This window comes from Rhizobium sp. AC44/96 (assembly GCF_001692185.1).
In the GTDB taxonomy this organism is placed as follows: domain Bacteria; phylum Pseudomonadota; class Alphaproteobacteria; order Rhizobiales; family Rhizobiaceae; genus Rhizobium.
In genome coordinates, this window is record NZ_LXKO01000035.1 from 20,490 (window position 1) to 47,250 (window position 26,761).

At 60.6% G+C, this 26,761-nt stretch carries 29 protein-coding genes; 8 read left to right on the forward strand and 21 right to left on the reverse strand.

Annotation, left to right across the window (positions count from 1 at the left end; translation table 11 throughout):
• Positions 1-48: 48 nt before the first annotated feature.
• The 5 genes from A6U87_RS21815 to lgt form a co-directional block, all read right to left on the reverse strand.
• The gene (locus A6U87_RS21815; RefSeq protein WP_065693417.1) at positions 49-864 is read right to left on the reverse strand and encodes a hypothetical protein; all 816 of its coding nucleotides are present in this window, start codon (positions 862-864) and stop codon (positions 49-51) included.
• A 98-nt stretch (positions 865-962) separates the two neighbouring features.
• On the reverse strand, positions 963-2,114 hold the full coding sequence (locus A6U87_RS21820) for a Xaa-Pro peptidase family protein (RefSeq protein WP_065693418.1): 1,152 nt from the start codon (positions 2,112-2,114) through the stop codon (positions 963-965).
• Positions 2,115-2,118: 4 nt separating this feature from the next.
• A complete protein-coding gene (gene pgeF, locus A6U87_RS21825; RefSeq protein ID WP_065693419.1) occupies positions 2,119-2,913 on the reverse strand; it encodes a peptidoglycan editing factor PgeF in 795 nt (264 codons plus the stop codon).
• Positions 2,914-3,006: 93 nt separating this feature from the next.
• On the reverse strand, positions 3,007-4,107 hold the full coding sequence (locus A6U87_RS21830) for a class I SAM-dependent methyltransferase (RefSeq protein WP_065693420.1): 1,101 nt from the start codon (positions 4,105-4,107) through the stop codon (positions 3,007-3,009).
• Between the two features lie 25 nt (positions 4,108-4,132).
• A complete protein-coding gene (lgt, locus tag A6U87_RS21835; protein WP_065693421.1) occupies positions 4,133-4,981 on the reverse strand; it encodes a prolipoprotein diacylglyceryl transferase in 849 nt (282 codons plus the stop codon).
• Between the two features lie 192 nt (positions 4,982-5,173).
• Between lgt and A6U87_RS21840 the strand changes: the two genes are divergently transcribed.
• From A6U87_RS21840 to A6U87_RS21855, 4 genes are all read left to right on the forward strand, one after another.
• Positions 5,174-5,434 (forward strand): accessory factor UbiK family protein, encoded by a 261-nt coding sequence (locus A6U87_RS21840; RefSeq protein ID WP_065693422.1) that lies wholly within the window; start codon positions 5,174-5,176, stop codon positions 5,432-5,434.
• Between the two features lie 393 nt (positions 5,435-5,827).
• Complete coding sequence (locus A6U87_RS21845) at positions 5,828-6,328, forward strand: YbjN domain-containing protein (RefSeq protein ID WP_065693423.1); 501 nt, start codon at positions 5,828-5,830, stop codon at positions 6,326-6,328.
• Between the two features lies 1 nt (position 6,329).
• On the forward strand, positions 6,330-7,154 hold the full coding sequence (gene proC, locus A6U87_RS21850; RefSeq protein ID WP_065693424.1) for a pyrroline-5-carboxylate reductase: 825 nt from the start codon (positions 6,330-6,332) through the stop codon (positions 7,152-7,154).
• 9 nt (positions 7,155-7,163) lie between these two features.
• Entirely contained in the window at positions 7,164-7,505 is a 342-nt protein-coding gene (locus A6U87_RS21855) for a tRNA-binding protein (protein ID WP_065693425.1), read from the forward strand.
• Here A6U87_RS21855 and A6U87_RS21860 read toward each other — a convergent pair whose 3' ends face one another.
• From A6U87_RS21860 to A6U87_RS21890, 6 genes are all read right to left on the reverse strand, one after another.
• Complete coding sequence (locus A6U87_RS21860; protein WP_065693426.1) at positions 7,506-8,087, reverse strand: DUF1349 domain-containing protein; 582 nt, start codon at positions 8,085-8,087, stop codon at positions 7,506-7,508.
• Positions 8,088-8,095: 8 nt separating this feature from the next.
• A complete protein-coding gene (locus A6U87_RS21865) occupies positions 8,096-9,472 on the reverse strand; it encodes an ATP-binding protein (RefSeq protein ID WP_065693427.1) in 1,377 nt (458 codons plus the stop codon).
• Positions 9,473-9,501: 29 nt separating this feature from the next.
• Entirely contained in the window at positions 9,502-10,203 is a 702-nt protein-coding gene (locus A6U87_RS21870) for a response regulator (RefSeq protein WP_065693428.1), read from the reverse strand.
• On the reverse strand, positions 10,204-10,701 hold the full coding sequence (locus A6U87_RS21875) for a MarR family winged helix-turn-helix transcriptional regulator (RefSeq protein ID WP_065693429.1): 498 nt from the start codon (positions 10,699-10,701) through the stop codon (positions 10,204-10,206).
• A 516-nt stretch (positions 10,702-11,217) separates the two neighbouring features.
• The gene (locus tag A6U87_RS21885) at positions 11,218-11,484 is read right to left on the reverse strand and encodes a hypothetical protein (RefSeq protein WP_065693431.1); all 267 of its coding nucleotides are present in this window, start codon (positions 11,482-11,484) and stop codon (positions 11,218-11,220) included.
• Positions 11,485-11,718: 234 nt separating this feature from the next.
• On the reverse strand, positions 11,719-12,348 hold the full coding sequence (locus A6U87_RS21890) for a DUF1236 domain-containing protein (protein ID WP_065693432.1): 630 nt from the start codon (positions 12,346-12,348) through the stop codon (positions 11,719-11,721).
• 181 nt (positions 12,349-12,529) lie between these two features.
• Here A6U87_RS21890 and A6U87_RS21895 point away from each other — a divergent pair, with 181 nt between their 5' ends.
• A complete protein-coding gene (locus A6U87_RS21895) occupies positions 12,530-13,174 on the forward strand; it encodes an MBL fold metallo-hydrolase (RefSeq protein ID WP_065693433.1) in 645 nt (214 codons plus the stop codon).
• A 61-nt stretch (positions 13,175-13,235) separates the two neighbouring features.
• Here A6U87_RS21895 and A6U87_RS21900 read toward each other — a convergent pair whose 3' ends face one another.
• The 6 genes from A6U87_RS21900 to A6U87_RS21925 form a co-directional block, all read right to left on the reverse strand.
• Positions 13,236-13,649, reverse strand: coding sequence for a BA14K family protein (locus tag A6U87_RS21900; RefSeq protein WP_065693434.1), 414 nt, complete (start codon positions 13,647-13,649; stop codon positions 13,236-13,238).
• A 141-nt stretch (positions 13,650-13,790) separates the two neighbouring features.
• Entirely contained in the window at positions 13,791-14,006 is a 216-nt protein-coding gene (locus A6U87_RS21905; protein ID WP_007824341.1) for a cold-shock protein, read from the reverse strand.
• A 465-nt stretch (positions 14,007-14,471) separates the two neighbouring features.
• Positions 14,472-15,386: a DMT family transporter gene (locus tag A6U87_RS21910; RefSeq protein ID WP_065693435.1), complete on the reverse strand. Its 915-nt coding sequence runs from the start codon at positions 15,384-15,386 to the stop codon at positions 14,472-14,474.
• Between the two features lie 108 nt (positions 15,387-15,494).
• A complete protein-coding gene (locus A6U87_RS21915) occupies positions 15,495-16,643 on the reverse strand; it encodes a PQQ-dependent sugar dehydrogenase (RefSeq protein ID WP_065693436.1) in 1,149 nt (382 codons plus the stop codon).
• Positions 16,644-16,701: 58 nt separating this feature from the next.
• Positions 16,702-17,478 carry a class GN sortase gene (locus A6U87_RS21920; RefSeq protein ID WP_065693437.1) on the reverse strand — a complete coding sequence of 259 codons (777 nt, stop codon included), beginning with the start codon at positions 17,476-17,478 and terminating at the stop codon, positions 16,702-16,704.
• Positions 17,468-19,819: a marine proteobacterial sortase target protein gene (locus tag A6U87_RS21925; protein WP_065693772.1), complete on the reverse strand. Its 2,352-nt coding sequence runs from the start codon at positions 19,817-19,819 to the stop codon at positions 17,468-17,470. The genes A6U87_RS21920 and A6U87_RS21925 overlap by 11 nt, the downstream gene beginning before the upstream one ends.
• A gap of 374 nt (positions 19,820-20,193) precedes the next feature.
• Between A6U87_RS21925 and A6U87_RS21930 the strand changes: the two genes are divergently transcribed.
• Entirely contained in the window at positions 20,194-21,396 is a 1,203-nt protein-coding gene (locus A6U87_RS21930) for a pyridoxal phosphate-dependent aminotransferase (protein ID WP_065693438.1), read from the forward strand.
• Positions 21,397-21,477: 81 nt separating this feature from the next.
• Here the strand turns inward: A6U87_RS21930 and A6U87_RS21935 are convergent, their stop codons facing one another.
• Complete coding sequence (locus A6U87_RS21935) at positions 21,478-22,116, reverse strand: isoprenylcysteine carboxylmethyltransferase family protein (protein ID WP_065693439.1); 639 nt, start codon at positions 22,114-22,116, stop codon at positions 21,478-21,480.
• A gap of 159 nt (positions 22,117-22,275) precedes the next feature.
• On the reverse strand, positions 22,276-23,373 hold the full coding sequence (locus A6U87_RS21940) for a calcium:proton antiporter (protein WP_065693440.1): 1,098 nt from the start codon (positions 23,371-23,373) through the stop codon (positions 22,276-22,278).
• A 231-nt stretch (positions 23,374-23,604) separates the two neighbouring features.
• On the opposite strand from A6U87_RS21940, the gene A6U87_RS21945 reads away from it, so the two are divergent.
• A complete protein-coding gene (locus A6U87_RS21945) occupies positions 23,605-23,886 on the forward strand; it encodes a DUF2188 domain-containing protein (RefSeq protein WP_065693441.1) in 282 nt (93 codons plus the stop codon).
• A gap of 30 nt (positions 23,887-23,916) precedes the next feature.
• On the opposite strand, the gene A6U87_RS21950 is transcribed toward A6U87_RS21945, so the two are convergent.
• Positions 23,917-24,828: a LysR family transcriptional regulator gene (locus A6U87_RS21950; RefSeq protein ID WP_065693442.1), complete on the reverse strand. Its 912-nt coding sequence runs from the start codon at positions 24,826-24,828 to the stop codon at positions 23,917-23,919.
• 92 nt (positions 24,829-24,920) lie between these two features.
• Here A6U87_RS21950 and A6U87_RS21955 point away from each other — a divergent pair, with 92 nt between their 5' ends.
• Positions 24,921-25,931 carry an NAD(P)H-binding protein gene (locus tag A6U87_RS21955; RefSeq protein WP_065693443.1) on the forward strand — a complete coding sequence of 337 codons (1,011 nt, stop codon included), beginning with the start codon at positions 24,921-24,923 and terminating at the stop codon, positions 25,929-25,931.
• On the opposite strand, the gene A6U87_RS21960 is transcribed toward A6U87_RS21955, so the two are convergent.
• On the reverse strand, positions 25,928-26,731 hold the full coding sequence (locus A6U87_RS21960) for an aminoglycoside phosphotransferase family protein (protein ID WP_065693444.1): 804 nt from the start codon (positions 26,729-26,731) through the stop codon (positions 25,928-25,930). The genes A6U87_RS21955 and A6U87_RS21960 overlap by 4 nt on opposite strands.
• Positions 26,732-26,761 lie beyond the last annotated feature (30 nt).

A 26,761-nucleotide genomic window follows, 5' to 3' on the forward strand; every position in this document is an offset into this window, starting at 1 on the left:
CAAGCGTAAAGGCGTCGAACGCCCCCATATTTCCAAAATGCTTGTGGCTTAACCGCCACGTGTTTCGCGCCAGGACGAAAACTCGCTGATCGTTCGCGACGCAATTTGCTGCATGACCGACGCCGGGACGGCGGCCCAGGGATCCTGCGCTGCCGACGGTACACTCTCCTGTCCCTGGATGCGGTGCAGGCGGGCGCCGCTGTTATCAAGCACATCCCAGACATAGACGACCGTCACCTTGCCGCCGTCGGAAAACGCGGAGAGATAGCCCTTCAGGATGTAGGAGCTGCTGTTGTCGTTGGAACTCTTGATCGAAAGTCCATGGGACCGGGCTTCGGCGCCGAGCTGCCGCGAAAGCGGCGTCACCGCCTGGACGGGGGCGCCGATGATTGGAAGGAAGCGCACGGTGGCGTCACGGTTGACGCCGGGGTTCACCGCTGCCGTGTGGGTTTGCGGCGGTGGCGCTGCTCGCGCCGGCTGCTCGATCATGTCCTGCTCTTCGGCTTCGGCATTGGACACCGGTTCCGATAGCGTCTGGGTCTGGATGCGCGCGGATGCAGGGGATACGGGCGCCTGGTTTTCCAGTGCGAGGGCTTGTTCGTCCATCGTCGTCGGCGGTGTGCCGGTGCCGGGCCGGTAGTCGGGCTGCGCGTAACCGCCGCGTCGCGGCTCGGCGGCGAAAGCCTGCCTGCGCGGCGTGGTGCCCGCCATGCGCTCGACGTCGTTCTGGGTCACTGGAGACGAACGGACGCTGCCCGAGGTGTCGCCGATATCGACCAATGGCGTCAGGGCATCCGTGGTATTGCAGGCAGACAACAGGGCAATACACGAAAAGAGCGCGGGCGCTGTCGCAAGTCGCGTCATCCCTCGTTTCGTCCTTCCATCATGCGTGTCAGCCCCGGCTGACTTTATGACGGTCGCGGCTGCCTTGTGTCAATTGCGGATTGTTGCCGGGTGTGGCGTCAGGCGTTGATGAAGTCCAGCGGATGGCGGGAGAGGGCGCGCGGCTCGCCTTCGGTCGTCAGGTAAGTCTGGCCGAGCGTCATGGCTGTTCCCGTGTCCGAATCCATGATGATCATGTGCACGAACAGCGACATGCCGGGCTCGATCGGCTGCGGGTTGCCGACATGGAACATCTGGTGCTCCATCCAGGACGGCGAAAAACGGGCGCCGAGAGAGTAGCCGCAGGCGTTCAGCCGGTGACGGGCGAGCCCGCGCTCGTCCATGATCTTGGCGTGCATGTCGAAGACATCGCCAAAAACATGTCCCGGTTTCAAAACGGTTTCGATTGCCTGGATGGTTTCGAGGCAGGCATTGTAGAGTTCGCGGTGGCGATAGCTCGGCTCTCCGACAACGATCGTGCGCATCATCGCGGCGTGGTAGTGCGCATACGCGCCCGCCCACTCCAATGTCAGCTGATCATTGTCGCCAAGCTTCCGGCGACCGGCCTTGTAGCGGCAGAGAAGCGCGTCTTCGGCCGAGCCGATGATGAACTCGTTGGCCGGGTAGTCGCCACCGCCAGCAAACACGGCGCCCTGCATGGCAGCAAGGATATCTGCCTCGTCGGCGCCGGGCTTGGTCAATGCAATTGCAGCATCTAGCGCGTCGTCGGCAAGGGCCGCCGCGCGCTCGACATAGAAAATCTCGGCGGGGCTCTTGACCAGGCGCAGGCGGCTGACAAGGTACGAAGCATCGACGATCTGGCCGAAGGCCGTCAGCTGCGCGTCCAAGAGGTGGGCGATCCGCCCGGTCATGCCATGCGTGTCATATTCGACGCCGATGCGAGCGCCGAGCAGGTCCATCTCCACCAGCAGATTTTTCAAGTCCACCGTCGGATCGGCATTCACGCGGTCGACCCAGACGTGAACGTTCTCCAGGATAGACGTGTGCTTCGCCTGCCGGAGGTCGGCCGAGCGCGTGATCAGGGCCATCGTCCCGTCGGCCCTGACCACGAGCGTCTGGAAAAAGCAGTAGCCGAAGGTGTCATAGCCGGTCAGCCAGTACATGCTTTCCTGAGCGAAGAGCAGAACGGCGTCCAGCTTCTCTTCCCGCATCTTGTCGGTCAGGCGGGCGAGGCGAACCGCAAATTCAGGCTTCTCAAAGTGTAGGGCCATGCGTTCAAATCTCCCTGATGGCGATCGCCGATATCTGTCGACCGTAGTCCGGCTCATTGTTGTGCGTGGTGCGACGGTAGGAAAAGAAGCGCTCGCTGTCCGGGTAGGTGCAAAGCCCCAGGCTTTCCGCGCGAACACCCGCAGCCCGTAGCCTGTCGACTGTCAGAGCGGGAAGATTGAACATCGAATGGCCCGGTTTCGACGACGCCACGAAATAGCGTTCGTATGACGGCTCCTGGTTCAGGAAGCGCTCGACAAACTCCGGGCCGACCTCGTAGCTGGCCTGGCTGATCGATGGGCCGAGGCAGGCCGTGATGGTTGCGCGGTTTGCGCCCAGCTTCTCCATGGCCTCGATGGTGTTTTCCAGCACGCCCGTAAGCGCACCCTTCCAGCCGGCATGAGCGGCGCCGACAACACGATTTTCCGGATCGGCAAACAGGATCGGTCCACAATCGGCGGCCAACACGCCGAGCGCTATCCCTGGTGTCGCTGTAACCAAAGCATCGGCGGCCGGGCGTTTGCCATCATAGTCATCATCGACGACGGCGACATCGGGTGAATGAACCTGGTGGACCGTTGCCAGCCGTTCGACAGGAAGGTCAAACCAGTTTGCGACGCGCCGACGGTTCTCGTTGACCTTCTCGCGTTCGTCGTTGGAGCCGAGGCCAACATTCAGGCCGCGGTAGATGCCATCGGACACTCCGCCGAGCCTGGTAAAATAGCCATGAAGGATCGCGTCACCGGTCGCGGCGTTCAGCAGCGCGCTTTGGATCGGTGCCGGGAAGAGCGCATCTGTCATCTGTCATTCCAAAATTATTCTGCAAGTCTGCCGCGCCGTGCGGCGAAGCAGTTTTCTGTCGGGCCGGATGTTGGCCCAGCGGCGCGCGCCCTGTCAATCCACAGCGCGGAACGGCATCAGGTCTACCGCGGGATATGAAACGGCCATCACCTTGAAGAGTTCCCCCATCTTGCCTTCGCCTTCGCCGGCAAGGCGGTCAACGGCGGTCTGGATGATCTGCTGGGTGCGGGGCTCGCGATCACGGCCAAGGGCCGCCGCACGCTCGAGAATGCCGAGGCCAACCAGGAAATCGCCTTGGCGCAGCATTCCGTTCACATGCAAGCCGGCGGAAACCGCCGTTTCGGCAAGGGCCTGAAAATCGACATGGCTGGTCAGGTCGGCTTCGCCCGGGTGGGCGAGCGGCGGATCGAACTCATGCATGCGGACGGCCTGAAGGGTGTCGCCGAAGCCGGTGACAAGATGGCCGTAATCGAGCGCGAGCGCGGTACCGCCGAGGCGCTTCAGCCTTTCGCTGATCGCCAGCATCACCGACTGGCGGGCCGGGGCGATCTCGAACATCGTTCCCACCGGCATCGACGATGCCTGTTCGGGGAGAAGGGCAGGGTCGATCCCAGCCACGCCGGCACCGAAGGACAGCTCGTCGTCCGCATCGATACCGACCATGCGCTCGCGAAAGCCTGTCGGGGTTTTCACGAACTGACGAAATGGTATGGCATCGAACAGCTCATTGGCCGCGATCAGCGTGAAGCCGGGGGGCACATCGTCGAAATCCTGGTGCCATTGGATCTGGCCGGCGTAGGCTGCCAGGGTCTCCTGCTGCACATCGCTCAGACGCTCGCTGGTTTCGACGAGATGGATCGTCATGTTCTCGAACAGCGGTGGCGCGAGGCGGGCAATGACGCGGAGCATGTCGGCCATCATCGTGCCGCGTCCGGGGCCGATTTCCACCAGCCTCACGCCGGTTGGCGCGCCGTGGCGTTGCCATGCGTGCACGATGAAGACGCCGATCATCTCGCCGAAGAGCTGACTGACTTCGGGTGCGGTGACGAAATCCCCGGACCGTCCGAAGGGCTCGCGCGTCCTGTAGTATCCGTAGTCGGGATCGGCCAGGCAGAGCGAGAAGTAGTCCGTCACGCTGATTGGCCCATTGGCCTGGATGATCGCCTTGATCTTCTCACCGAGTGCGGTGGTCATGGTTCTCCTCCTCCGATAAACGCGATCAGAGCTGCGGAGCAGCCTGACGGCGGGCACGGATCATCGCCCAGACACCCAGCAGGATCATGGGAGACGAGAGCACCATGCCCATCGTCAGCCAGTTTGTGCCGAGCAGATAGCCGAGCTGAGCATCGGGTTCACGGAAGAATTCGACGAAGATGCGCGAGAGCGCATAGCCGCAGACGAAAACACCGGTGATGAAGCCTGGCGCCTTCAGCGCGCGGAATGCGTAGATCAGCACTGTCAGGACGATCAAGAGCGTGATGCCCTCGAGGCCGGCTTCGTAGAGCTGGCTGGGATGGCGTGCAAACGGTCCGCCACTCGGGAAAACGACAGCCCACGGCACATCCGTCAACCGACCCCAGAGCTCTCCATTGATAAAGTTTGCGATACGGCCGCAGAAGAGGCCGATCGGCACTACGGCTGCGACGATATCGAAAAGGCTCCAGAGCGGGATGCTGTTTCGGCGCGCGAAGATGATCATCGCGATCGTCGTGCCGGTCAGCCCGCCGTGGAAGGACATGCCGCCGTTCCAGATCTGGATGGCCCGGATCGGGCTCTCGATCACCGCAGGCATGTCGTAGAACAGAATGTAGCCAATACGCCCGCCAAGGACGATGCCGAGCGCGACCCAGACGATGAAATCATCGAGTTGCGCCCTGGAAATCGGCGATACGTTGCCCGGCCATAGCTTGTCGTTGCCCGCGAGCATACGTGCATAGTACCAGCCGAGCATGATGCCGGTGACGTAGGCCAAGCCGTACCAGTGAACGGCGATAGGTCCGATCGAGAAGGCGATCGGATCAATGTTCGGGAAAGGCATGATCGCCAGTAGATTCGCTGCTGTCGGCAAGGTGTTCCCATCCGTTGATGTGGGCGGAAGATGGCGCTGCCATAACAGGCGGTCAAGTCGATTGTTAGTGATGGATAATGAGAGGGGGCGCTTATCCAGAGCAAAGCGCTTGCATCCTTAACGGCGAAGCCCTACCTCATTTCATAGAGCCGCAAGCGGCCGCACGCTATAGATTAAAGGGAGTAAGCCGCCATGACGACTGGAGCAAACCGCATCATGGACGAGTTCGCCAAGCTGATGACCGATGCCGCCGGCGCGGCCCAGGGCGTCCGCAAGGAAATCGAAACCGCCTTCAGCGCACAGGCCGAACGCTGGCTGAACAGCATGGACATCGTGAAGCGCGAAGAATTCGAGGCTGTTCGCGAAATGGCGATCAAGGCGCGCGACGAAAACGACGCTCTTCTGGCTCGAATTGCCGCGCTGGAAGCAAAACTCGCCGCCAAAGGTAAGTAATCCCATTCTGAGACAGGCGGCGGTGTGGCCTTTAAGAGACACACCGCGGCTACAGCCGAAAATGCAGGTCGCGTTATCCACCTGTGGACACTGCCAAAAAAGCCAATGCGCAGAGTCGTTTAAACCCTCCTTCTGAATCCAATTCCCAACACCTTTCCACAGCGCCGTTCCCGAAAAGGGCCCTCTGGGGGCTGGCGTGCCGTCGAGCCCGTTATACACTGATTTTAAATGATGATTCGAAGCGCCTGGTAAGCTCCGGACAGGGTGACTGCGTTAGTCTGGCGTTGGTTCAACGATCATCTGGGTTGGTGGTTTCCGGTAGTTGCGTGTGTTCTTTCTTGTGTCCCCGTTGACGAAGTTGGATCGCATTCACTCCGGTCAAGAAGGTGCTGTATGAGCCTCATGGAATTGGAAGTCGAGCGTCAGTCAAACCCGGTCGATATGATCGAGTATGTCGCCGCGAACAACGACTGGGCTTTCGAGCGGTCTGGCGATGATGAAATCGCGATGACAGTCGAAGGCAAGTGGACTGATTACCACGTCTCCTTTTCCTGGATGGAAGAGTTCGAAGCCCTGCATCTTGGCTGCGCATTCGACGTCAAGGTGCCGGATCAGCGGGTCAACGAAGTTACGAAGCTGCTCGCCGCGATCAACGGTCAGGTGCTGATGGGGCATTTCGACCTGTGGCGCCAGGAGGATGTCATCATCTTCCGCCAGTCGCTTCTGCTTGCCGGCGGCGCCGAGCCGACAAACCGCCAGGTCGAGGTCCTTCTCGCCAGCGCGCTGGACACCTGCGAGGCCTATTACCAGGCATTCCAGTTCGTGATCTGGTCCGGCATGGACGCGAACCGCGCCATGGAAGTCGTTTTGTTCGAAACCGTGGGTGAAGCGTAATATGTCGTCTGCTGTCGTCTCTGTCGGCCGAATTGTTCTCGTTGGTGCCGGCAATATGGGCGGGGCGATGCTCTCCGGCTGGCTCAAGAACGGTGTTCCGGGATCGTCCGTGGTCGTCATCGATCCGGGCCCTTCGGCTCCGATGATGGAGACCATTCGCGCTGCGGGTGCGACGCATCTGACGGCGGCTCCTGCTGACCTCAAGGCCGATGTGCTGTTTCTCGCTCTCAAACCGCAGGTGATGGACACGGTTTTGCCTTCGGTGAGGAGTACCGTGGTTTCAGGTACGGTCGTTGTCTCCGTCGCTGCTGGCAAGACGCTCGGTTTTCTTGAAAAGCACCTCGGCGAAGCTGCCATGGTTCGTGCCATGCCGAACACGCCGGCCATGGTTGGTCGCGGCGTTACCGGTGCTTTTGCGAATGCGCATGTGACTGAAGCGCAGCGCGAACAGGTTCATGCGTTGCTGCGCGTGTCGGGCCCCGTCGAGTGGGTGCCTGCTGAAACCGATATTGATGCTGTGACTGCTTTGTCGGGCAGTGGCCCGGCCTATGTGTTCTATCTCGTGGAGTGCATGGCAGAGGCAGGCCGCAAACTTGGTCTGCAGGCGGACCTTGCCATGCGTCTCGCGCGGGAAACTGTCGCGGGGGCTGGTGAGCTTTTGCATCAGTCCCCCGACGACGCTTCGCGGTTGCGCCAGAACGTGACCTCGCCGGGCGGCACCACTGCCGCCGCGCTTTCGGTGCTGATGGCGGACGACGCAATGCAGCCGCTGTTCGACAAGGCGCTTGCAGCCGCACGCAAGCGCGCTGAAGAGCTTGCTGGCTGAGGCGATACCATGGCTGAAGAGATCACCTATGCCGATTTCGAGCGTGTCGACATTCGTGTCGGTACGATCATCGAGGCGAGCCCGTTTCCGCAGGCGCGCAAGCCCGCGATCAAGTTGCTGATCGATTTCGGACCGGAGATCGGTGTCAAGAAATCGTCCGCTCAGATCACGGTTCACTATACGATTGAAAGCCTTGTCGGGAGACAGGTACTCGGCGTCGTCAATTTCCCGCCACGCCAGATCGGGCCTTTTATCTCCGAGGTTCTGACACTTGGCTTCGAGGACGATGCAGGGGCGATTGTGCTTGCCGCGACAGACAAGCCGGTGCCGAACGGCAAGAAACTGATGTGATCAGTGGATATCGCGCGAGACCGGATCGGTCAGCGCGTAGTCGTGGAACACGGCTTCGAAGCCGGCGCGCTGCGGCGAACAAAAGACCGGCCCAACCGATACGCTGCTGAATGCCGGATTGAACCAGGCAAGCCGAGCCATCCGCCATTCGTTCATGCCGTCGATTCGGTATTGCACGAAAAGCGCATCGCCGTTTCTCGTCGCTCTGACCGTTATCCTGTCGAAATCATGATCAAGGCGAAAGGCTGACCAATCCGAATTTCCGTTGGTCACAACGACGCTGAAGTGCCTTGCGCCATCGGTGTATTCGATACCGCATTTCATCCAGTGGGTGGCGTCAGCGCGCACCATGAGACCGGCCTGGTCGTACAGGGCCTCATACCTGGCGGAAAAGGTGACGTCCGCGGTGAAATCGCCGCTTCTTTCCTGGTGCAGGAAATGCCCGTCATCCCGATGGAAGCCGTAGTAGGTCCCTTGCCAGAAATCGGTCTTTTCGCCCGATCGGACGAGGAGGGCTCCATTCCGCTCTTCAGCGAAGGCCGGCGGATTGAACCATGTCATTGCCGTGGTATCGATGCCCATCCGCAACCTCAGGCCGGCAGGCGGATGGTTGCGCGCAGGCCACCCAGCGGGCTATCGCCGAGCGTCACGTTGCCGCCGTGACTGCGGGCAATATCGCGGGCGATAGCAAGGCCAAGTCCTGTTCCAGAGGCATCCAGATTGCGCGCCTCGTCGAGGCGAAAGAATGGCTTGAAGACGTCTTCGCGGTTGGCTTCCGGGATCCCGGGGCCATCATCGTCGAAGATGACGGTCAGCCATTTGGCGCTGTGCTTTGCTTCGATGTTGAGCGTCTTCGCATAGCGGCGGGCGTTGGAGGCGAGGTTCGTCACCAGTCGCGTAAAGGCATTCGGCCGGACGAGGATCTCGTCGTCGCCGTCGATCGTATAGGTCATCGTCTTGCCATTCAGGGCGAAATCGGGCGCGAGCTTTTCGAACAGCTCGCTCAGCTTCAACTGGCCAACATCTTCTTCGACCTCGCTACGGGCGAAGGCCATGTAGGCTTCCAGCATCGACTGCATATCGTTGATATCGTCGTTCAGCCCCTGCAGGTCGGCGTGATCGCCGGCGAGAGCGAGCTGAAGCTTGAAACGCGTCAGAATAGTTCGCAAGTCGTGACTGACGCCTGTCAGCATCGCGGTGCGCTGCTCGATCTGCCGCTCGATGCGTTCGCGCATCAGAATGAATGCGAGACCGGCACGGCGCACTTCGTCGGCGCCGCGCGGATAGAACGTCTCGTCCTTCTGCCCCTTGCCGAAGCTCTCGGCGGCGGCGGCCAGTGCCTGGATCGGGCGGATCTGGCCGCGCAGGAAGAGGATGGAGATCCCGATCAACACCAGCGACGCGGCCACCATCCAGACGATGAAGATATGCGTGTTCGACGCGTAGGTCTGGTTGCGCTTGGCGAGCACGCGCAAGATCTTGTCCTTCAGCTTGATGCGGATCTCGACCAAGCTGGAATCGCCGACCGTATCGATCCAGAACGGGCGTTTGATCTGATCGCTGATCTCGTCGCTCAAGATCCCGTCGAGGATCGAGAAGAACGGCTTGACGCGCGGTGGGGGCAGGTCGCCATCCGGTTCGACCGATACCTGCAATCCGAGTTGCTCGCGGGCGATGCGGGTCGCCGTGCTGTAGTCGCTATCCTGGGGATAGGTTTCGATCATCTGGATGATCGCCGCGATATCGCGGGTCACACCCATCGAAAGGCGCTGGGTGACCATCTGCCAATGGCGTTCCATGAAGAGCGCAGCGACGACAGACTGCAGCAGCACCATCGGGATGATGATGATGAGAAGCGAGCGGACGTAGAGGCCCGTCGGTAGCTGATGGCGGAACCAGCGGCTTAGCCATCGCCATCCGTGGGCGGGCGAGCGGTCCTCGCGGCGCAGGGAGTCGAACGTCACCATCTAAGTCGCAGGGTCCTGACGTTGGGGCTTCAATCGATGCTCAGCCGGTATCCTATACCACGAACCGTCTGGAGCCAGACCGGATTTGCGGGATCGTCTTCTATTTTCCGGCGGAGGCGGTTGATCTGCACGTCGATCGTGCGCTCACCGACATCGACATCGTTGCCGATGAGTTCGTGGCGCGGAATGGTGTCGCCGGCGCGCTTGGCAAACAGCAGCATGATCTCCTGCTCGCGATCCGTCAGGCGCACGATCTCGGAAGCCTTCTTGAGCTCCTTGCGCGTGAGCGAGAACGTGTACGGCCCGAACATCACCTGTTCGATCTTGGGTGCATCGTTCGAGACGTTGCGCCGCAGGATGTTGTTGATGCGCAGAACGAGTTCGCGCGGATCGAAGGGCTTGGACAGGTAATCGTCGGCGCCGGCTTCGAGGCCTGCGATGCGGTTGCCGGATTCCGCCAGCGCCGTCAGCATGATGATTGGCACGTTCTTGATCGAGCGTAAGCCCTTGGTGACGTCGATGCCGGACTCGCCAGGCATCATCACGTCCATGACGATCAGATCGAAGTCGAGGCCTGCGAGTTTGCGGCGCGCTTCGGCACCGTCCGCAGCCACCGTCACCCTGAAGCCGTTTTCGGTTAGATAGCGGTTGAGCAGCGCACGAATGCGCGTGTCGTCGTCCACAACCAGCAAATGCGCCGCATCATCTGATATAACTGTCTTGACCGCCATTCAGTCCGCTTTCGAGTTCTTTCTGTTCCGCATGCCGCTCAGAAAGGCTTTCACACCTTCCCGTATCTCCGGAGAAGCTCCGTCGAATGCTCTTTCAATGCGGCGCGATTGCGGCTCTGCCAGTGCAAAGGCAAGCTCGCGCCCTGTCTCTGTCGGATAAAGCTTCCGCTGCCGCCTGTCCTCCGGACCCGCGATCTGGCGAATATACCCCGAATCGATGAGTTGTTTGAGTACCCTTGCGAGACTCTGCTTGGTAATCTTCAACGTATCCAGCAGATCGGCAACGGTCATGCCGGGATTGCGGTTAACGAAATGTACAACGCGGTGATGCGCGCGCCCGAAGCCGCTTTCCGCCAGGATCGCATCCGGGTCGGAAACGAAGTCGCGATAGGAGAAGAACAGCAGCTCGATGATGTCGAAATCGATGGTATCGGTGTTTTCCATCGGCATCTTCAATGGCTCAGGCTTCGCGACTTTCGGGCTGCTCTGTCGTGCCAATTTGGCATTTCCTTTCGTTTCCGACGTTGTCCTGAACGATCCAAATCATGCCAGCAATATTGGCGCAATTTGCGAGATTGTTCACTCCTCCTGGCTTCGCTAAGCGAAAGAGATCGGGATTCCACCGAAACTCAACCGCATTCGCGACGCCGCTGACGCAACGTGCGATTTCCCCTGTGTCCGTGGATAAGACGGAACCGGGATAACAATCAACAGTCCCGTGCATGGCGCCGGGCGTGCATCGCTGTTTCGAGTTCCTTTTGGCGCCGGCGGCAGTAGGCGGCGGCAATGGCCAGCGCTATCCCGACCGCGGCGAAGAGGCGATCGAGCGACCTACCGCTAGCGAGCTGCGAGGGCGTTTCGAGGCAGCCGAGCGAATCAGAAGCTGGTGCGGGGCCAATATCTTCCTCGGCGACCCGAATCTCGTTCGGATCCTTCGCGGCTGCTGCCGGTGATGAAACAGAGAGCTTACGGCCGGTGCATCTTCGGATGGCCGGCCGTTTGCCTGAGTGTCTGCTATCTTGCCTTGGCGGCGACGGCGCCGACGATCGTCGACAGGATGCCGCCGCCGATCAAGCCACCGATGCCGTCGGCGATCAGTCCGGTCATCTGGGCTTCGCCACCGAACATGCTGAGCAGTATGCCGCCGCCGATCCCGCCGACGGCGCCAGCAATCGTTCTGGCAACGGCGTTGATCGCGACCTGCTTCAGCGCGGCGCTTGCGACATTGCCGCCGACCGCGCCGGCAATCACCTGGGTAATGAGTGGTATCAGAGCTTCCATGATTCCCTCCTTGCGTTTCCTCAAACGCATCGCCGGCTGCGCGATCTCTATGATCGCCAGCCCTACAGGCGATCCGGCGTCCGATGGGAACAGGGATATCGTCTGAATATCAGTATTTTAGCATATGCAAGTGCAAAGTGAAATGGATGGCAACCCATACGTGAGAATTTTGTGTGGCACCGCTCACAGAAAAGGCGGCCGGGTGGCCGCCTCGATAGGGCAGGTTCTCAGACCTTAATGGTAGACATACACAATCCGTCGCGTGCCCGGATCGACCAGTACCGGTCTGTTGTTGATGCGTGCATAACGGTACTGGTAGTCAGGGACTTCCTGGAACGTAACGCTTGCCGGCACCTGCGCTCCGACTACGACGTCACCACCAAGATCGATCGTCTGACCCGGATTGGTTTCGATGTAGGTCGTGACGTTTGCTGGCGGCTCTACCGCATCAACTGAGCCGACCGGGCCGAGCAACTCGTCGCCGGGTGCCGGTTCAGCCTGCGCCACATCGGTCTGGGCAACGCTGGCCGTTGCTTCATAGGTCACGACAGGCACGCCGAGGTCTTGCTGGTGTTCTTCCACGACAACGGGACTCCCGCCCTGATCGACTTCAAGATACTGGGCGTAGACCCAACCGCGCATGCCGTTCACGTCCACGCGACACCATTTGCTACCCGCGACGCAGCCATCAAGGATCGTCTGGGAGCCGCGCGTCGCAACGCCTACGGCCGGGTATTGCGTGCCGGGACCAGAACGGATCGTCATATCATTGATGGCCGTCGCCGCCATTTCTTCCGCCCGGCCAAGCCCGGCGCTTGCCGCCAGGATCACGCCCGCCAGGAAAAGATTTCGCTTCAAGGTCATCTTGGTACTCCTTGTTTCCGATAGGTTGGTAACGCCCAAGGGAAGGGGAGGTTCCGCCCGTCCACGATGCCTGCCGCTGCACGGGGCCGTGTCGCTTTACGCTGTGTTCGAAAAAATGCCGGCTGCGTGCGCGCCCGTTTCCGACTATACCGCGTCATCATAGACATGAAGCGAGGCACTCATGAGCATGCTCCAGGCTGGCATTATTCCGGTGACGGCATTTCAGCAGAACTGCACGATCCTGTTCGATCCCGAGACCAAGGAGGCCGTTGTCGTTGATCCGGGCGGCGACGTGCCAAATATCCTGCAGGCGGTGAAAGAGAACGGATTCGTCGTCAAGGAGATCTGGTTGACCCATGGTCATCTCGATCATGCTGGCGGGGCCAAGGAGCTCAAGGAAGCGCTCGGCGTCGATATCGTCGGGCCACACGAGGATGACCTTCCACTGCTGCAGCGGATAGAGACGCAGGCGCAAAAGTACGGCCTCACGGGCATGCAGAACGTCGTACCGGACCGCTGGTTGAAGGATGGGGACACCGTTTCGCTCGGAGAGCATACGTTCGAGGTCTACCACACGCCCGGTCATGCACCGGGCCATGTCATCTACTTCAACCGTGCGCAGAATTTCGCGCATCTGGGCGACATACTGTTCAACGGCTCGATCGGCCGCACCGATCTGCCGGGAGGCAATCACGAGCAGCTGCTCGAATCGATTCGCGACAAGGTGCTTCCGCTGGGAGACGAAGTCGGTTTCATCTGCGGGCACGGCCCGGGTAGCCGGATTGGCGACGAGCGGCGCAACAACCCGTTCCTGCGCGGTATCTGACCTCAAAACAAAAGCGCCGCTGAAAAGCGGCGCTTCGTCATCTGTCTTCCGGGCGCTGGCGTCAGCTGGCGACGCAGAAGTGGCTCATGCCGTCATTGCCGATAAAGGTGCCGCTGCGCGGATCGAACGAGCGGTAGCGATAAGAGCAATAGCGTTCCCACTGCGGCGTCCACGGCTCAAGTTCTGCGCGGACAGGGACCGGACGGTAGTAGCGCGGCGGAGGTGCGGCGTAGACCGGCGCATCGTCGTATGCATATGGCGGATCGATGTAGCGCGGTTCGTCGTAACGTGGAGCAGCAATAGCCGAGCCGACGATCAATCCCGTAGCAAGGCCAACTGCGCCCCCGACGAGCGCATCGTTGCCGTGATTATAGTGGCGATGATGCCAGTCATCTGCCGATGCGGTCGCGATCGACGAGAATGTGATGGCAGCAGCTGTTGCCGTCAGAAAGAGAGTTTTGGCGATGCTGTTCATCGTGTCCTGTCCTGTTTCAACTGATTCCGGCTTGCACCTTGATGATGGCAAGGTAAGGGCCGGCTGGTGAATACAGGCTGAACGATAAAACCCGGCATTCCTGCCGGGCTTCAACTCGAAATCACAGCGTTGGCTAGGATATCAACCTGAGATCTGCAGGTTGACTGCCTTGGGGCCCTTGCCGCGGCGATCCGGCTCCGTGTCGAAGCTTACCTTCTGATTCTCCGTCAACCCGGCCAGGCCAGAAGCCTGAACCGCAGAAATGTGAACAAAGATGTCAGCGCCGCCCTTGTCCGGCTTGATGAAGCCGAAACCCTTGTCGGTATTGAAGAATTTTACAGTGCCAGTCTCGGCCATGCGTCAGGTCCTTTTATCTCTGCCCGCCATCCACACGGGCAGCATCACTGATATTGCCTCCTCACGGAGACGTTAGCAGGCAATTATTGAATTGTGAGAAAAAGGTCCCCTCTAACTCAGCCGAGTTCACCGCGGGGCTGTCGCCCGCTTTATCGGAACCGACTGACCGGAATATTAGCGTCTCCGGCGCGCACATTCTTAAGGACTTCCCATGCTCGCAAAATGCCCGAACGCGGTGAGAGTGCTGCGATTATTGGTATTTGGCAAGCAAAAGTTTTTTAACCCGTTGATGCTCGCAAAGGCAATCTAACTGCCATTTGACCTCTCTGACGCAAAAAATCGCTCATCAAAAGCTGTTGATTAACGTTTTATATTGTCAGCAATATAATCTGGGAGCAGATTTTGCCAAAAATGCAACGCTAGCGCGACTGCGCTTTTTCTTCACTTTTTTCTAAAATTCGCCGATCAACCCAGATTTGGACTGGATTTTAGCCCCTGCAATGCCCTTCTGCGGGCTAGCTCAGGGACAATTTCAACTAGAAGCATCGCCAGGAACATCAGCGCGCAGCCGATATAACCAAGTGCCGGCATCGTCTCGTTGAGGAGGAGCGCGCCAAGCGACGCGCCGAAGAGCGCCTCGGATGACAGGAAGATGGCAGCCTGGGAGGGCGTGGTGTAGCGCTGCCCAATGATCTGCAGGGAGAAGGCGACACCCGACGAGAAGAGACCGACGTAGAGGATCTCGGGTGCTGCGCCACGGATGGCTTCCCAGCTGATCGGTTCGGTCACGATAGCGACCACCAGGGCACAGGCCCCGGTAATCGCAAACTGCGCCGTCGAGAGGGTCAGCGGCCGCCCGGTTTCCGAGACGGTGGTCCCGGCCAGCGTAATCTGACCCGCCCAGAAGACGGCGCAGACGACCGTCAGCAAGTCACCCGTCGACAAGGCCGACAATTGGCCGCCCGACAGGAGGTAGATGCCGGATACGGCCATGATCGCGCCCGGCCAAATGATCCAATGCGGCGAGCGTCGCAGGAAGACCACGGCGATCAAAGGTACGAAGACCACGTAGAGCCCGGTGATGAAGCTCGAATTGGTCACCGTCGTCGTCTTCAAGCCGAGCTGCTGCGTGGCTGCGCCGCCAAAGAGCGCAAGACCCGTCAGCAGATAGAGCGTCAGATGGCGCGGCGACGTCTTCGTCGTGGCCTTTCGCGATTCCCGCAACATGAAGGGAAGGACCGCAACGGCCGCGATCAGGAAGCGCAGACCGATGAACCAGAACGGACCGATTGCTTTCATGGCCGTCGACTGCGCGACGAAACCGCCGCCCCAGATGGCAGCTGCAAGCAATAGAAGAAGGTTCGCCTGAATGCGCGTCATTTCATCCTCGATTTGGGGAAGAAGCCGAATGCGGGGACGGTTACCAGTTGCCTTCGATTTGAGCAAGGGTAGGTGCGTCGCAGCATTGCCGCATCGGGATACTCCGGCTTAACCGTTGCCGCCCGGCCCACGTGACACGCGCAGCAGCGCACCGTTGTCTTCGTCCGTCACGATCAGCAACGCTCCGTCGGGAGCGATGACGATATCGCGCATGCGGCCGTAGGAGCCGTCAAACATCCGCTCCTCGGCGACGAATGCTCCGGTATCGTCGCGCTGCATCCGCGACAGCAGCTGGAATTTCAGCGCCGCAACGAGGAAATCGCCGTTCCATTCGGGAAACATCTTGCCGTGATAGATCGCCAGCGCGCCGGGCGCGATCGATGGATCCCAGTAATAGAGGGGTTGCTCGAGCCCTTCCTTGGCGGTGCCTTCGCCGATCTCTGCGCCGGAATAGTCGCGGCCATAGGTGATGATCGGCCAGCCGTAGTTCTTGCCCGGCTCTATGCCATTGATCTCGTCGCCACCGCGGGCGCCGTGTTCGACCGTGTAGAGCTTGTCATCGGCTGTATCGAAGGTGATGCCTTGCGGATTGCGATGGCCTTTCGACCAAATCTCTGGAAGCGCCTTTGCGCCGTCCTTGAACGGGTTGTCATTCGGTATGCTGCCATCGGCATTGATGTGAACGATCGAGCCGGCGTCGTCGTGCCAGTCCTGTGCCCGATCCCGGTCGCCGCGATCTCCGATGCTGATGAACAGCGAACCGTCCTTGGCGATAGCGATCCTGGAGCCGTATTGGATGTTGCCGCTCGTGAAGCGCTTCATGGTGAAGATGGCCTTGACGTTCTCAAGCGTCTTTTCATCCGGGGAGAGGGACGCGCTGAAGGCCTGGGTTCCGGAGCCATCGGCATTCGTCGTGGCCGCCGTGAAATAGATCGTCCGCGTTGCCGCAAAGTCCGGCGCAAGTTCAACGTCAAAAAGGCCGCCCTGGCCTCGGCTGCTGACCTTCGGGACACCGGCGATCGGGGCGGAGAGCTTGCCGTCGCGGATAACGCGCATCCGGCCCGGGCGTTCGGTCACGAGATAGGCGCCGTCGGGCAGCACTGCAACCGCCCAGGGATGCTCCAACCCATCGACTATGGTCTCGACCTGGACTTCGACCTTCTTCGTATTGACGATGTCGGCCGCGAAGATCGGGGAGGCGAGGCTGCCTGCTACTATCAACGCTATTCCAAAACGAAGGTCTCGAAGTCTTTTCATGATCCACCCTGCCGCATGTCTGAAGGAACGTGGAGCGGCGAGGGCGGTCGTTCAACCCTCACCGCGGTCTCGATGACGGATTTGTGTTGGCCGGCGAAACGCTTCCGGTCGCCTGTGCGTCAACAAGTTCGGCTTCGACGATATAGCGCAGTGGCCCGCGCTCCGTTGCACCGAACGGCCAGCACGTCGCCAGCACAAGGCGGCGGCCCGGCGCCGACGGGTCGATGCCGCTCTCGTCCCAGGGCACGACGCGGCCTTGTCCCGCTTTGAAGGACAGGATCTTTCCGTCGCGGCGCGTCACCTCGATCTCATCGCCGGGCTGAACATCCTTCAGCCAGCGAAAATGGGTGTCACGATGCGCGGCGATCACCGAGGTTCCTTCATCACCCGGCTGCGGCGTGTTGGTGAGCCATGCCGGGCCAAAGGCGAGGGCTTCCCCTGATGCTCCCGACAGCACGATCGCATGCTTTCCAAGGCGCGGTGCGCTGACTTCGGCTTCCGTGGTGAAGTCGGCCCATGGCCACGGCTTGGTATCCTCGCCACGGAGTTCGGCGGCAAAGGCGCGTTTCAGGAGAAGCTGTGATAGCTCCGCCTTTGCCTTGATATAGAGACCATCGCCGATCAGGATCGCGCCGTACAGCGCAAGGAGCGCGATGCAGGCAGCGATCGCCTTTTCGATTGCCGAGAGGCGAGGCAGGCGCAGTCGCCTGTCTCTGGGGTCGGGTACGTCGTAAGCGGTCGCCGCCGCGGTGGCCATTGCCAGTTCAAGGATGGTCGGAAGCGCGCCGAACTCGCTGACTTCCTCATTCAAGCTCTTGCCCAGTCTACCGGTCATGCGGCTTGGCTCCTGCGAAAATGCCGCGCACCCTGCGACGCCAGACGGCCAACCCGCTTGCAGCCGTCAAGGCCAGCAGCAGCATGGTCAACCCGCGCATGATCTGCTCGTCGGCGCGGGTCGCCGTTTGCGGCAGCTTGACGGAGGCGGAGCGCTGGGCAATCAACCCGGCCGCTTTCGCCGTCGGTGCCGCAGCCATCCGCGCCTCGGCCAGTTGCGCAAACTCCTGTTGCGGTGCCGCCATGGCGTGATCCGGCGTGCTGCTTGGCAAGATCGGCGCGGGTGCCGGCTCACCGTACACCTTCTCGAAATCCCAGCCTTCGGGCAGGTTGAGCGGTACCTTTGCCGTGTTGACCGGCTCACCGGCAGGGCGCGAGGGCGTGACGTCGACGGCAACGAGGCTGGTCATGCGAGACACGAGGTGGTGTGCAAGCGCGACGCTTTCGACGTCCTTGTCGAGCGATGTGGGGTCTTGCCGCTCGTAGGAGCGGGCTTCGAGATCGTCGATCTTGCGGCGCGCCCAGAGCTTCGAAATCCCCTGGCCGTCGGCGGCATTGGCGATGTCCATGTCGACGCGCCACGGCTGCGCGCCCGTCTTTCCGATGATCTGGAGCTTGCCGGCAGGCTTCTCCTCCGGCAGTTCGGCGGTGAGCACCACAGGTTCGCCAGCGTAGAGATCAGGCATCGGGTTTGGGGTGATGTCTTCGGCCTTCACGCCATCGAATGTCGCGGCGATGTCTGTCATCGCGGGGTTCTGGAGCTTGGTGAAGAGCTCGCCCATCCGGCTCGCGACCTGATCGGATGAGCCGATCTGGGTAAACGTGCCGCGCCCCATCTCGGCGGCCTTCGTCATGAAATAGGAGTTCGGCGCTGAACCGATGCCGACTGTGAAGACCCGGGCGTCGCCACGGCTCTGCGCAATTTCCATGAAGAGTTGCTGCTCGTTGCCGATCGCGCCGTCTGTCAGGAATACGACCTGACGAAGCGCGCCGGCCGCGACCGGGCCCTGGTTGCGCAGGGCATCCTGCAGCGCCGGAAGCATTTCGGTGCCGCCGTCCGCGGTCAGGCCCCTGACAAAGGCGATCGCCTTTTCGCGATTGTCGGGGGAGGCTGCTACGAGGCCGTTGAAATAGTCCGTCATCGTGTCGTCGAAGCGGATGACATTGAACCGATCGTCGGGGTTCAGTTTGGCGATCGCGAGTGCGAGGCTTGCCTTTGCCTGTTCGATCGACGGGCCGGACATCGAGCCCGAGTTGTCGATGACGAAAACGACTTCACGCTTGGCGGGCGGGGCGGCGGTGTCCGGCGTTGCGGGCGGGGTGACGAAAGCGAGCAGGTAGGTCTTGCCGTTCAGGACTTCGCGGAAGAGACCGGCGCTTGGCGTCTTTCCGGCCGCGGCCTTCCAGGTCAGTTCGAAGTCCTTGTCGGCTGGAACGCTGTCACCCTTCAGCGAAATCGTACGGTTTTGGTCGCCGTCCTGCTTGATATCGACGTCATGGAACGAGGATTTGACGTCGCCGAGCGGAAAGCCTGCTTTCAAGTTCACGGTGAGAGCAACAGGGTTGATCTTGGCGTTTTCGCGCGGGTCGAGCACTGGTGCTTCGATCTTTTCGCGGTTTTCGACGGGATCAGTCGGCACCGCGAAGCCCGCGCCATTGTTGAACTCCACCGTCTGCACGATCGGGGCCGGATTGTAGCGAGGGGCCACGACCATCGGGAAGCGCAACGAGAATTCGCCGCCGCTCTGGTGGACGGCTTGCTGGTATTCGATCTGCACGACGATGGTTTCGCCGGGGCCGATATTGGCGACCTGATTGGTGAAGATGTTGGGGCGCTGTTGCTCGAGAAGCGCGGCCTTCTTGCCTTCCGCCTTTGCCTGCTCGTAAATTTCGCGGGCTTCCTGCCTCGGCTTGATCTGCCCCTCGATGAACCGTTCGCCGATCTGCATCTTGAGAACGTCCACGGCTGAGTTTTCGGGGAGAGGGAAGACGTAGGTGCCTTCCACCCAGCCCTTGCTGGGGTTCTGGAAACGTTGCGTGACCTTGATGCGCGCGACCGGGCCGGACACGTCCATCTGGACGTCGGTCTTTAGACGCGGCGCCTCGACGAAGAAGCCGGGTTCTTTTGCCGGGAAGAGCAGGGAGCCGCTGTTGACGTCGTTCGGGCGGACGAGGCCGGCGAGCTGTCCGCTCTTTGGCTGTCCGTCGTCGGCGTAGGCGACGGTCACCAGCCCGAACGTCATCAGGATCGAGGCGGCAAACGCCACGAGTGCAATCAGCAATGACATTGAAACGCGGCGGGCGCGCAGGCGCCCTATGACAACTTCGTCTTCCACAAACATGGCATGTCCCTCACGAACCAATAGCGGATGCATCAAAATGCTTCTCGGATCTCGGCGCGCTCGCGACCGAATTGCGGCATGCCGCGGCATTTGTTGCGGCCAATTCGTGGCAAAGGTCGATATTGGCGAAGTTTTTGATTTCAGGGCCTAAATCGGGCTCACTTGAGATATCGATTCAAGTGCTTCGCAAAATGATTCAGACCGACGGAGGCATCGAGCCGCGAATCAACGCGCACCGCGACCGATCGATCACGAAGAATCATTGGCCCCATCACGCCTTTGAGCTTGAAATGCCTGCTCACATTGGACATAGAGCTTAGCGCAGAATTCCGGTCCCGGGTTTCTGCCCAAATCAACCGTATAGGACCGATATCATGGCCTTTCTTGCCGATGCTCTTTCCCGTGTGAAGCCTTCAGCCACCATCGCCGTTTCCCAGAAAGCGCGCGAGCTGAAAGCCAAGGGGCGCGATGTGATCGGCCTTGGTGCCGGTGAACCCGACTTCGATACGCCTGACAATATCAAGAAGGCTGCCATCGACGCGATCAATCGCGGCGAGACGAAGTACACGCCGGTCTCCGGTATCCCGGAACTGCGCAAGGCGATTGCTGCGAAGTTCAAGCGCGAAAACGGTCTGGAATATTCCTGGGAGCAGACGATTGTCGGCACCGGCGGAAAGCAGATTCTTTTCAACGCCTTCATGGCGACGCTGAATCCGGGCGATGAAGTTGTCATTCCGGCGCCGTACTGGGTTTCCTACCCGGAAATGGTATCGCTGTGCGGCGGCACGCCAGTTGTCGTCTCCGCGACCCAGGAGAACAATTTCAAGCTTCAGGCTGCCGATCTCGACAAGGCAATCACGCCGAAGACGAAGTGGTTCATCTTCAACTCGCCGTCCAACCCGTCGGGTGCTGCCTATACGCATGACGAGCTGAAGGCGCTGACCGATGTCCTGCTCAAGCACCCGCATGTCTGGGTGCTCACCGATGATATGTACGAGCACCTGACCTATGGCGACTTCAAGTTCGTCACGCCTGTCGAAGTCGAGCCGAAGCTCTACGACCGCACGCTGACGATGAACGGCGTCTCCAAGGCCTACGCGATGACCGGATGGCGTATCGGCTACGCTGCCGGCCCGATCCAGCTCATCAAGGCCATGGACATGATCCAGGGCCAGCAGACCTCCGGTGCGACCTCGATCGCCCAGTGGGCCGCCGTCGAGGCGCTGAACGGCACGCAGGACTTCATTCCTGAAAACAAGAAGATCTTCGAAGGTCGCCGCGATCTCGTCGTTTCGATGTTGAATCAGGCCAAGGGCATCACGTGCCCGTCGCCTGAAGGTGCGTTCTACGTCTATCCGTCCTGCGCCGGCCTGATCGGCAAGACGGCCCCGTCGGGCAAGGTCATCGAGACCGATGAAGACTTCGTTTCGGAACTGCTGGAGACCGAAGGCGTCGCCGTCGTTCACGGCTCGGCCTTCGGCCTTGGCCCGAACTTCCGTATCTCCTACGCGACCTCCGAGGCACTTCTCGAGGAAGCCTGCAAGCGCATCCAGCGTTTCTGCGGCGCCTGCAAGTAAGCCGTTTGAGAACACCCAATAGCAAAAGCCCGCCTGGTTTCCTCCAGGCGGGCTTTTTGTTTTGGGTATTGTTTGCCGGGTCTAAAAGACGAACGGGATCAGGCGATATCGCGTCGACTTGGCGAAGTCGCGGTAGGCGGCGTCCTCGCCAAGGATCCGTTCTTCGGCCAGGATCCGGAAGCACTGGGCGACGAGACAGGTAGAATAGACGAGCAGGTTCCAGATGCTGGGGTGGACCGTCAGGAAGGCGATGTGCGTCAGCAGGTAGCCTGCATACATTGGGTGCCGCAGCAACTGGTAGGGTCCGCCGATCTTGACGCCGCGATTGGCGGGGGCAAGGCCGAAGCTGCGCCGCAGCGCCAGCTTTGCCGAGATCTGCAAAAAAAAGCCGGCGATTGTGAAGAAGAGCGCTACCGCGATCGGTGCAATCGGTTCGGCAGCACTCGGGGCGACGAGAAGCGGACAAAATGTGCCGATCGCCGTAAAGGCCCAGTCCCGGGGATTGCGGGATAGGGTCTTGGTTGGACGCCGCAGAAGAATGAAAAGGACCGCAACGGCCTCCGATGTCAGCACCAGCGTATCGATGATTGCCGAGGCGCCGGCCATGTGCGGCACAACACGCCACCAGACGGCCACGCAGGCGATGAGCAGGAGGGACTTTTCTACGATGTCGACCACAAGTGGCAGGGACGGGGCCGACGTAATAGAATTGACCCGCATCGTTTCGCTCTCCACCTCGGTTCAAGTTTTCATCTTTTATCGGCGATAGCTTAAATAAGTATCAAGGAAACTTGCGAGTTGATGCACCCCATGTGGTGAGTGGATGGAGTGATATGCGCCAAGGCGAGACGAGTTTGTTTGTCTCAGCCGAGTACTGCTTCAAAGCCCCAATACCGAGAGCATGAGGAAGGTTGCGAAGAGGATGAAGTGGGTCATGCCTTCGATCGCGTTCGTTTCCCCGTCGTTCAGGTTGATGGCCGCGGCGATGAGGGTGATGGCGACCATTACGGTTTGCACCGGGGTCATGGCCATCACGAAAGGCTGGCCGGTGTAAAGCGCGATGCCCTCCATGACCGGTACCGTCAGGATCACGGTGGAGAGGGACGCGCCCATGGCTATGTTGACGGTCGCCTGCATTCGGTTGCGTAGCGCAGCGCGCAATGCCGTCAGGATTTCGGGCGCCGCCGAGATCGCGGCGACAACGATGGCGGTGAGGGCGATCGGCGCGCCGGTGCCTCTCAGGCCCGATGTCATGAAGGTGGACATGAATTCCGCCAGCGCGCCGATGATGACGACGCCGACGAGAATGGTCACGATGGAGGCCGTTGCCGATTCCTCTTCATGGTGGTCATCGGGGGCGTCTTTCTTTCGTTCGGCGCGCGGATAGCTGTAGCTGAAGAAATAGCTGTGCTGGCCAACCTGCATCCGCAGAAACAAGGCGTAGAGCGCAATCATGGCGACGATCGTGAAGGCCGAATAATAGTGCCATTTGTCATCAGGCACGAACTCCGGAACGATCATCGATATCCCCATCGCCGTCAGGATCATGACGCCGTAGGTCTTGCCGGAGTTGTCGTTATAGGGCTGCTCGCCGTGCTTGAGGCCGCCGAGGAGGGCGGCCAGCCCCAGGATGCCGTTGATGTCGAGCATCAGGGCCGAATAAATCGTGTCGCGGACGAGGGTGGGAGAGCCTTCACCGCTCATCATGATGGCGAGGATGATAACCTCGACCGCCACGGCGGAGAGCGTCAGGATCATCGTGCCGTAGGGATCGCCGACCTTGACCGCGAGGATTTCCGCGTGATGGGCGACGCGCATCGATGCCAGCACGATCGTGCCGACGAGGGCCGCTGCCGCGCCCAGCACCACGCCTTGCCCCATCTCGAGGACGGCATGTTCCGTGGTGAAGGCGATCACCCCGACGACGAGCGCCACGAGGAGATATCTTTCGTCTTTCAAGCGCGACGCAATCGCCAAGGGACGGCTCCGATTTTGATTCACCTCTCAAGTCTAAGGCGATGATTTTACATATCAAGTGAGCGGCCCGATCCGCGTGGTTTGCAGTCTGGGCGATTTAATGGAATACTAACGCATCGGTCAGCCGGAAGCATATCGCGGCGCCCCTCGTTTTCTTGCCACGGCCCGCGGCGGAACTGGATTCAGTCCGGTCGGTGTTCGGGTGAGCAGAAAAGAAGAGGAGTGAAATGCATGGTCAAGGTGGTCTATGAAGTCGTCCCGCATGACGGGGGCTGGGCCTACCGGCTGGGAGATGTGTATTCCGAGGCATTCCCGACACATTCCGAAGCGCTTGAAGCTGCTCGCATCGTAGCGGCCGAACAGCAGGTCGGCGGCGATTCCGCCGAGATCAGCTGGCAAGACGACAAGGGAAAATGGCATGAAGAATATGCCGAAGGCGGTGACAGACCGGAGACCGAAGTGGTCGACGGAAACTGGAAGACCCGTTCGGCTGAAGCTTCTCCGGGTGCTTGACCACATGGCAATTCCTGTCTGAACAGTTGGTCAGGCGGGATTTGTGCGCCCTGTTTTCCTTACATAATCCGTCAAGCCTTCCACCAGCGCATCGAATGTGACGCGATAGCGTGGCGTCGTCCTGATGCTCTCGTGCATGACCACCCATGTTCCGAGCGGTATCTCGAAGACGTCAGCCAGGATGTGCTCTAGGTCGGGGTCTTGTGCCGCAAGCCCATTCTGGCAGATGCCGATCCCAAGGCCGGCACGGATGGCCGAAAGCTGCGCGAGCGGGCTATCGGCCTTGAAGGAAAAGTCGATGTCTTGGGGGATCCGGAATTGCTTGACGAGGCTGCGGATATAGGCGGTCTGGCGATCGAAGCCGATGAGGCGGTGGCCGGCAAGATCGTCGAGAGACTGCGGCCTTCCATATTTGTCGAGGTAACGACGGTGCGCGTGAAATGCGAGCGGGATATTGCCGATGCGCTGCGCGACGAGCGCATCCTGGGCAGGGGCGGTCATACGGATCGCAATATCGGCCTCGCGGTTCAGTAGATCCTCAATGGCGTCCGACGCGGAGAGTTCGATGTCTAGATCCGGATAGGCGTCCATGAGGGGGACGAGGATCCGCGGCAACACTTCCACACCGATCACTTCGCTCGCGCTGATGCGAACCGTACCGCCAACGCGACCGCGACTGCCGGATGCCGTGCGCAGCAGCGCCGCCGATGTTGCCGCCAGGGCCTCGGCATAAGGGCGCAGCTCCAGGGCTGCTTCGGTCGGCAGCAATCCGTTTGAGGAGCGGACAAAGAGCTGGGCGCCGATGCTGTCTTCGAGCGCATCGATGTGACGACCAATGGTCGGCTGCGTCAGCCCGAGTTCGCGGGCTGCGGCAGAAAGCGAACCGTGCTGGAGCACTGCCAGCAAGGTGCGGTAAAAATCCCAGTTCGGCTCCACATCCATAAAAATATGTATAGCGGCTGCACGATTTTCGTCAATTTTGTTTATGTTGATGTCGACGCATAGTCGGTCCATCGAATGTGATGGAGGTTTGAATGACCGACGAAAGACAGAAGATTGCTCTTGTTCTCGGCGCGACTGGCGGGATTGGCGGCGAGGTTGCACGCAAGCTCATGAGCGCTGGTTGGCAGATCCGGGCAATGCATCGCATCCCGACCAAGGCCGGGGCCAATAAGACCGGCTTCGAATGGCTTCGCGGCGATGCGATGAAGTCCGGCGATGTCATGGAAGCGGCGAGGGGCGTCGATCTGATTGTGCATGCGGTCAATCCTCCCGGCTATCGGGACTGGGAAAAGCTGGTGCTTCCGATGCTCGACAACACGATTGCCGCTGCACGGGAATACGGCGCACTCATCCTTCTGCCGGGCACGATCTACAATTTCGGACCCGACTCGTTTCCGATGTTACGCGAAGACAGTCCTCAGCATCCGGTGACGAAGAAGGGTGCGATCCGCGTCGAAATGGAACGGCGCCTGAAGGTGGCGTCGCAGAATGGCGTCGGCGTGATTATCGTGCGTGCCGGCGACTTTTTCGGTGCCAATGCTGCAAACAGCTGGTTCTCGCAGGGCATGGTCACGCCGGCAAAACCGGTTACCGCGATCAAGAACCCTGCAAGGCGCGGCGTCGGCCACCAGTGGGCCTATCTTCCCGATGTGGCGGAAACAATGGTCCGCCTTGTCGAGCGGGCAGCCACGCTGCCGGCATTTGCGGTCTATCACATGAACGGCTTCTGGGATGCGGATGGCAGCATGATGGCCGCCGCAATCAACCGGGCTGTCGGAGGAAAGGCGAAAGTCCGGGCGTTTCCCTGGTGGATCGTGCCGCTCGCCGCCCCCTTCGTGACATTCATGCGCGAGCTGAAGGAGATGCGCTATCTCTGGCGCGAACCGCTGCGGATGGCGAATGACCGGCTCGTGGCGGAACTCGGCGAGGAACCGCATACGCCGGTCGACGAGGCGGTGAGAGCGTCGCTAGCGGCATTGGGCTGTCTGCCGGAGATGCCGGTGGCCGGCGTTCAGCCCCGGCTCACGCGACAGCCGTCCTAGCCTCGCTCCAATATGGCGATAGCAATGCGGGCGACGGTCAGCGGGCTTTCGGCCGCTTCGGTGGAGCCATCGCCGAGGAACCAGGCCGCCGATAGGCCCGCATAGGCGATGATCCAGCGCAGCGTGCGCATGGGGTCGAGGTCGGCCTCTGTGGTGACGATCGCGAGTTGCCGTTCCATTCGAGCGGGCTGGTTGGTGCTCGGCAGGTCGTGATTGGCAAAGATGTTGGCGAAGTCGAAGCCGCGCTCACCGATCAGGCCCTTGGGGTCGATCGCCAGCCAGCCATGCTCCTCGAAGTCAAGAATATTGCTGTGGTGGATGTCGCCGTGGAGAGCGACGGGATCACGAGGCTCGGCAAGAAGTGCCGTGGCTATTCTGCTCGAATGCGAGAGGACGCCGCCGTGTGTCCGCGCGGCCGGCTCAAGCTCTCGGAACCAATGGTGCAGCGGAATGAGTGCCGGGTGTGGTTTGGCGCGGGGCGCGTGCAGCTTGACTGCCGTCTGGCAGATAAACCTGCTTGCCTCATCGTCCTCGCCATTCATCGCCATCGTCAGCAGGGAGCGGCTGCCGGTCGCGCGCTCAAGCAATATTGCTTCCTCGCTATGGGCGTAGACCTTGGCGGCGCCTATACCATCCCACCACTGCATCAGAGCCCCGCCTGCTCGCTCGGCATCGTCATGGGCAATCTTCAGCATTGCCGGCTCGCCGTGCCAGCGCACGGGCAGCAAATGGCTGCAATGGGTAACCATGGGGTCGCCGTCCGCGATCAGCTGCCAACGCGCGAGAGAAGATTCGAACATGGCCGTATGCTACCCGGCGTGCCTGAAAAA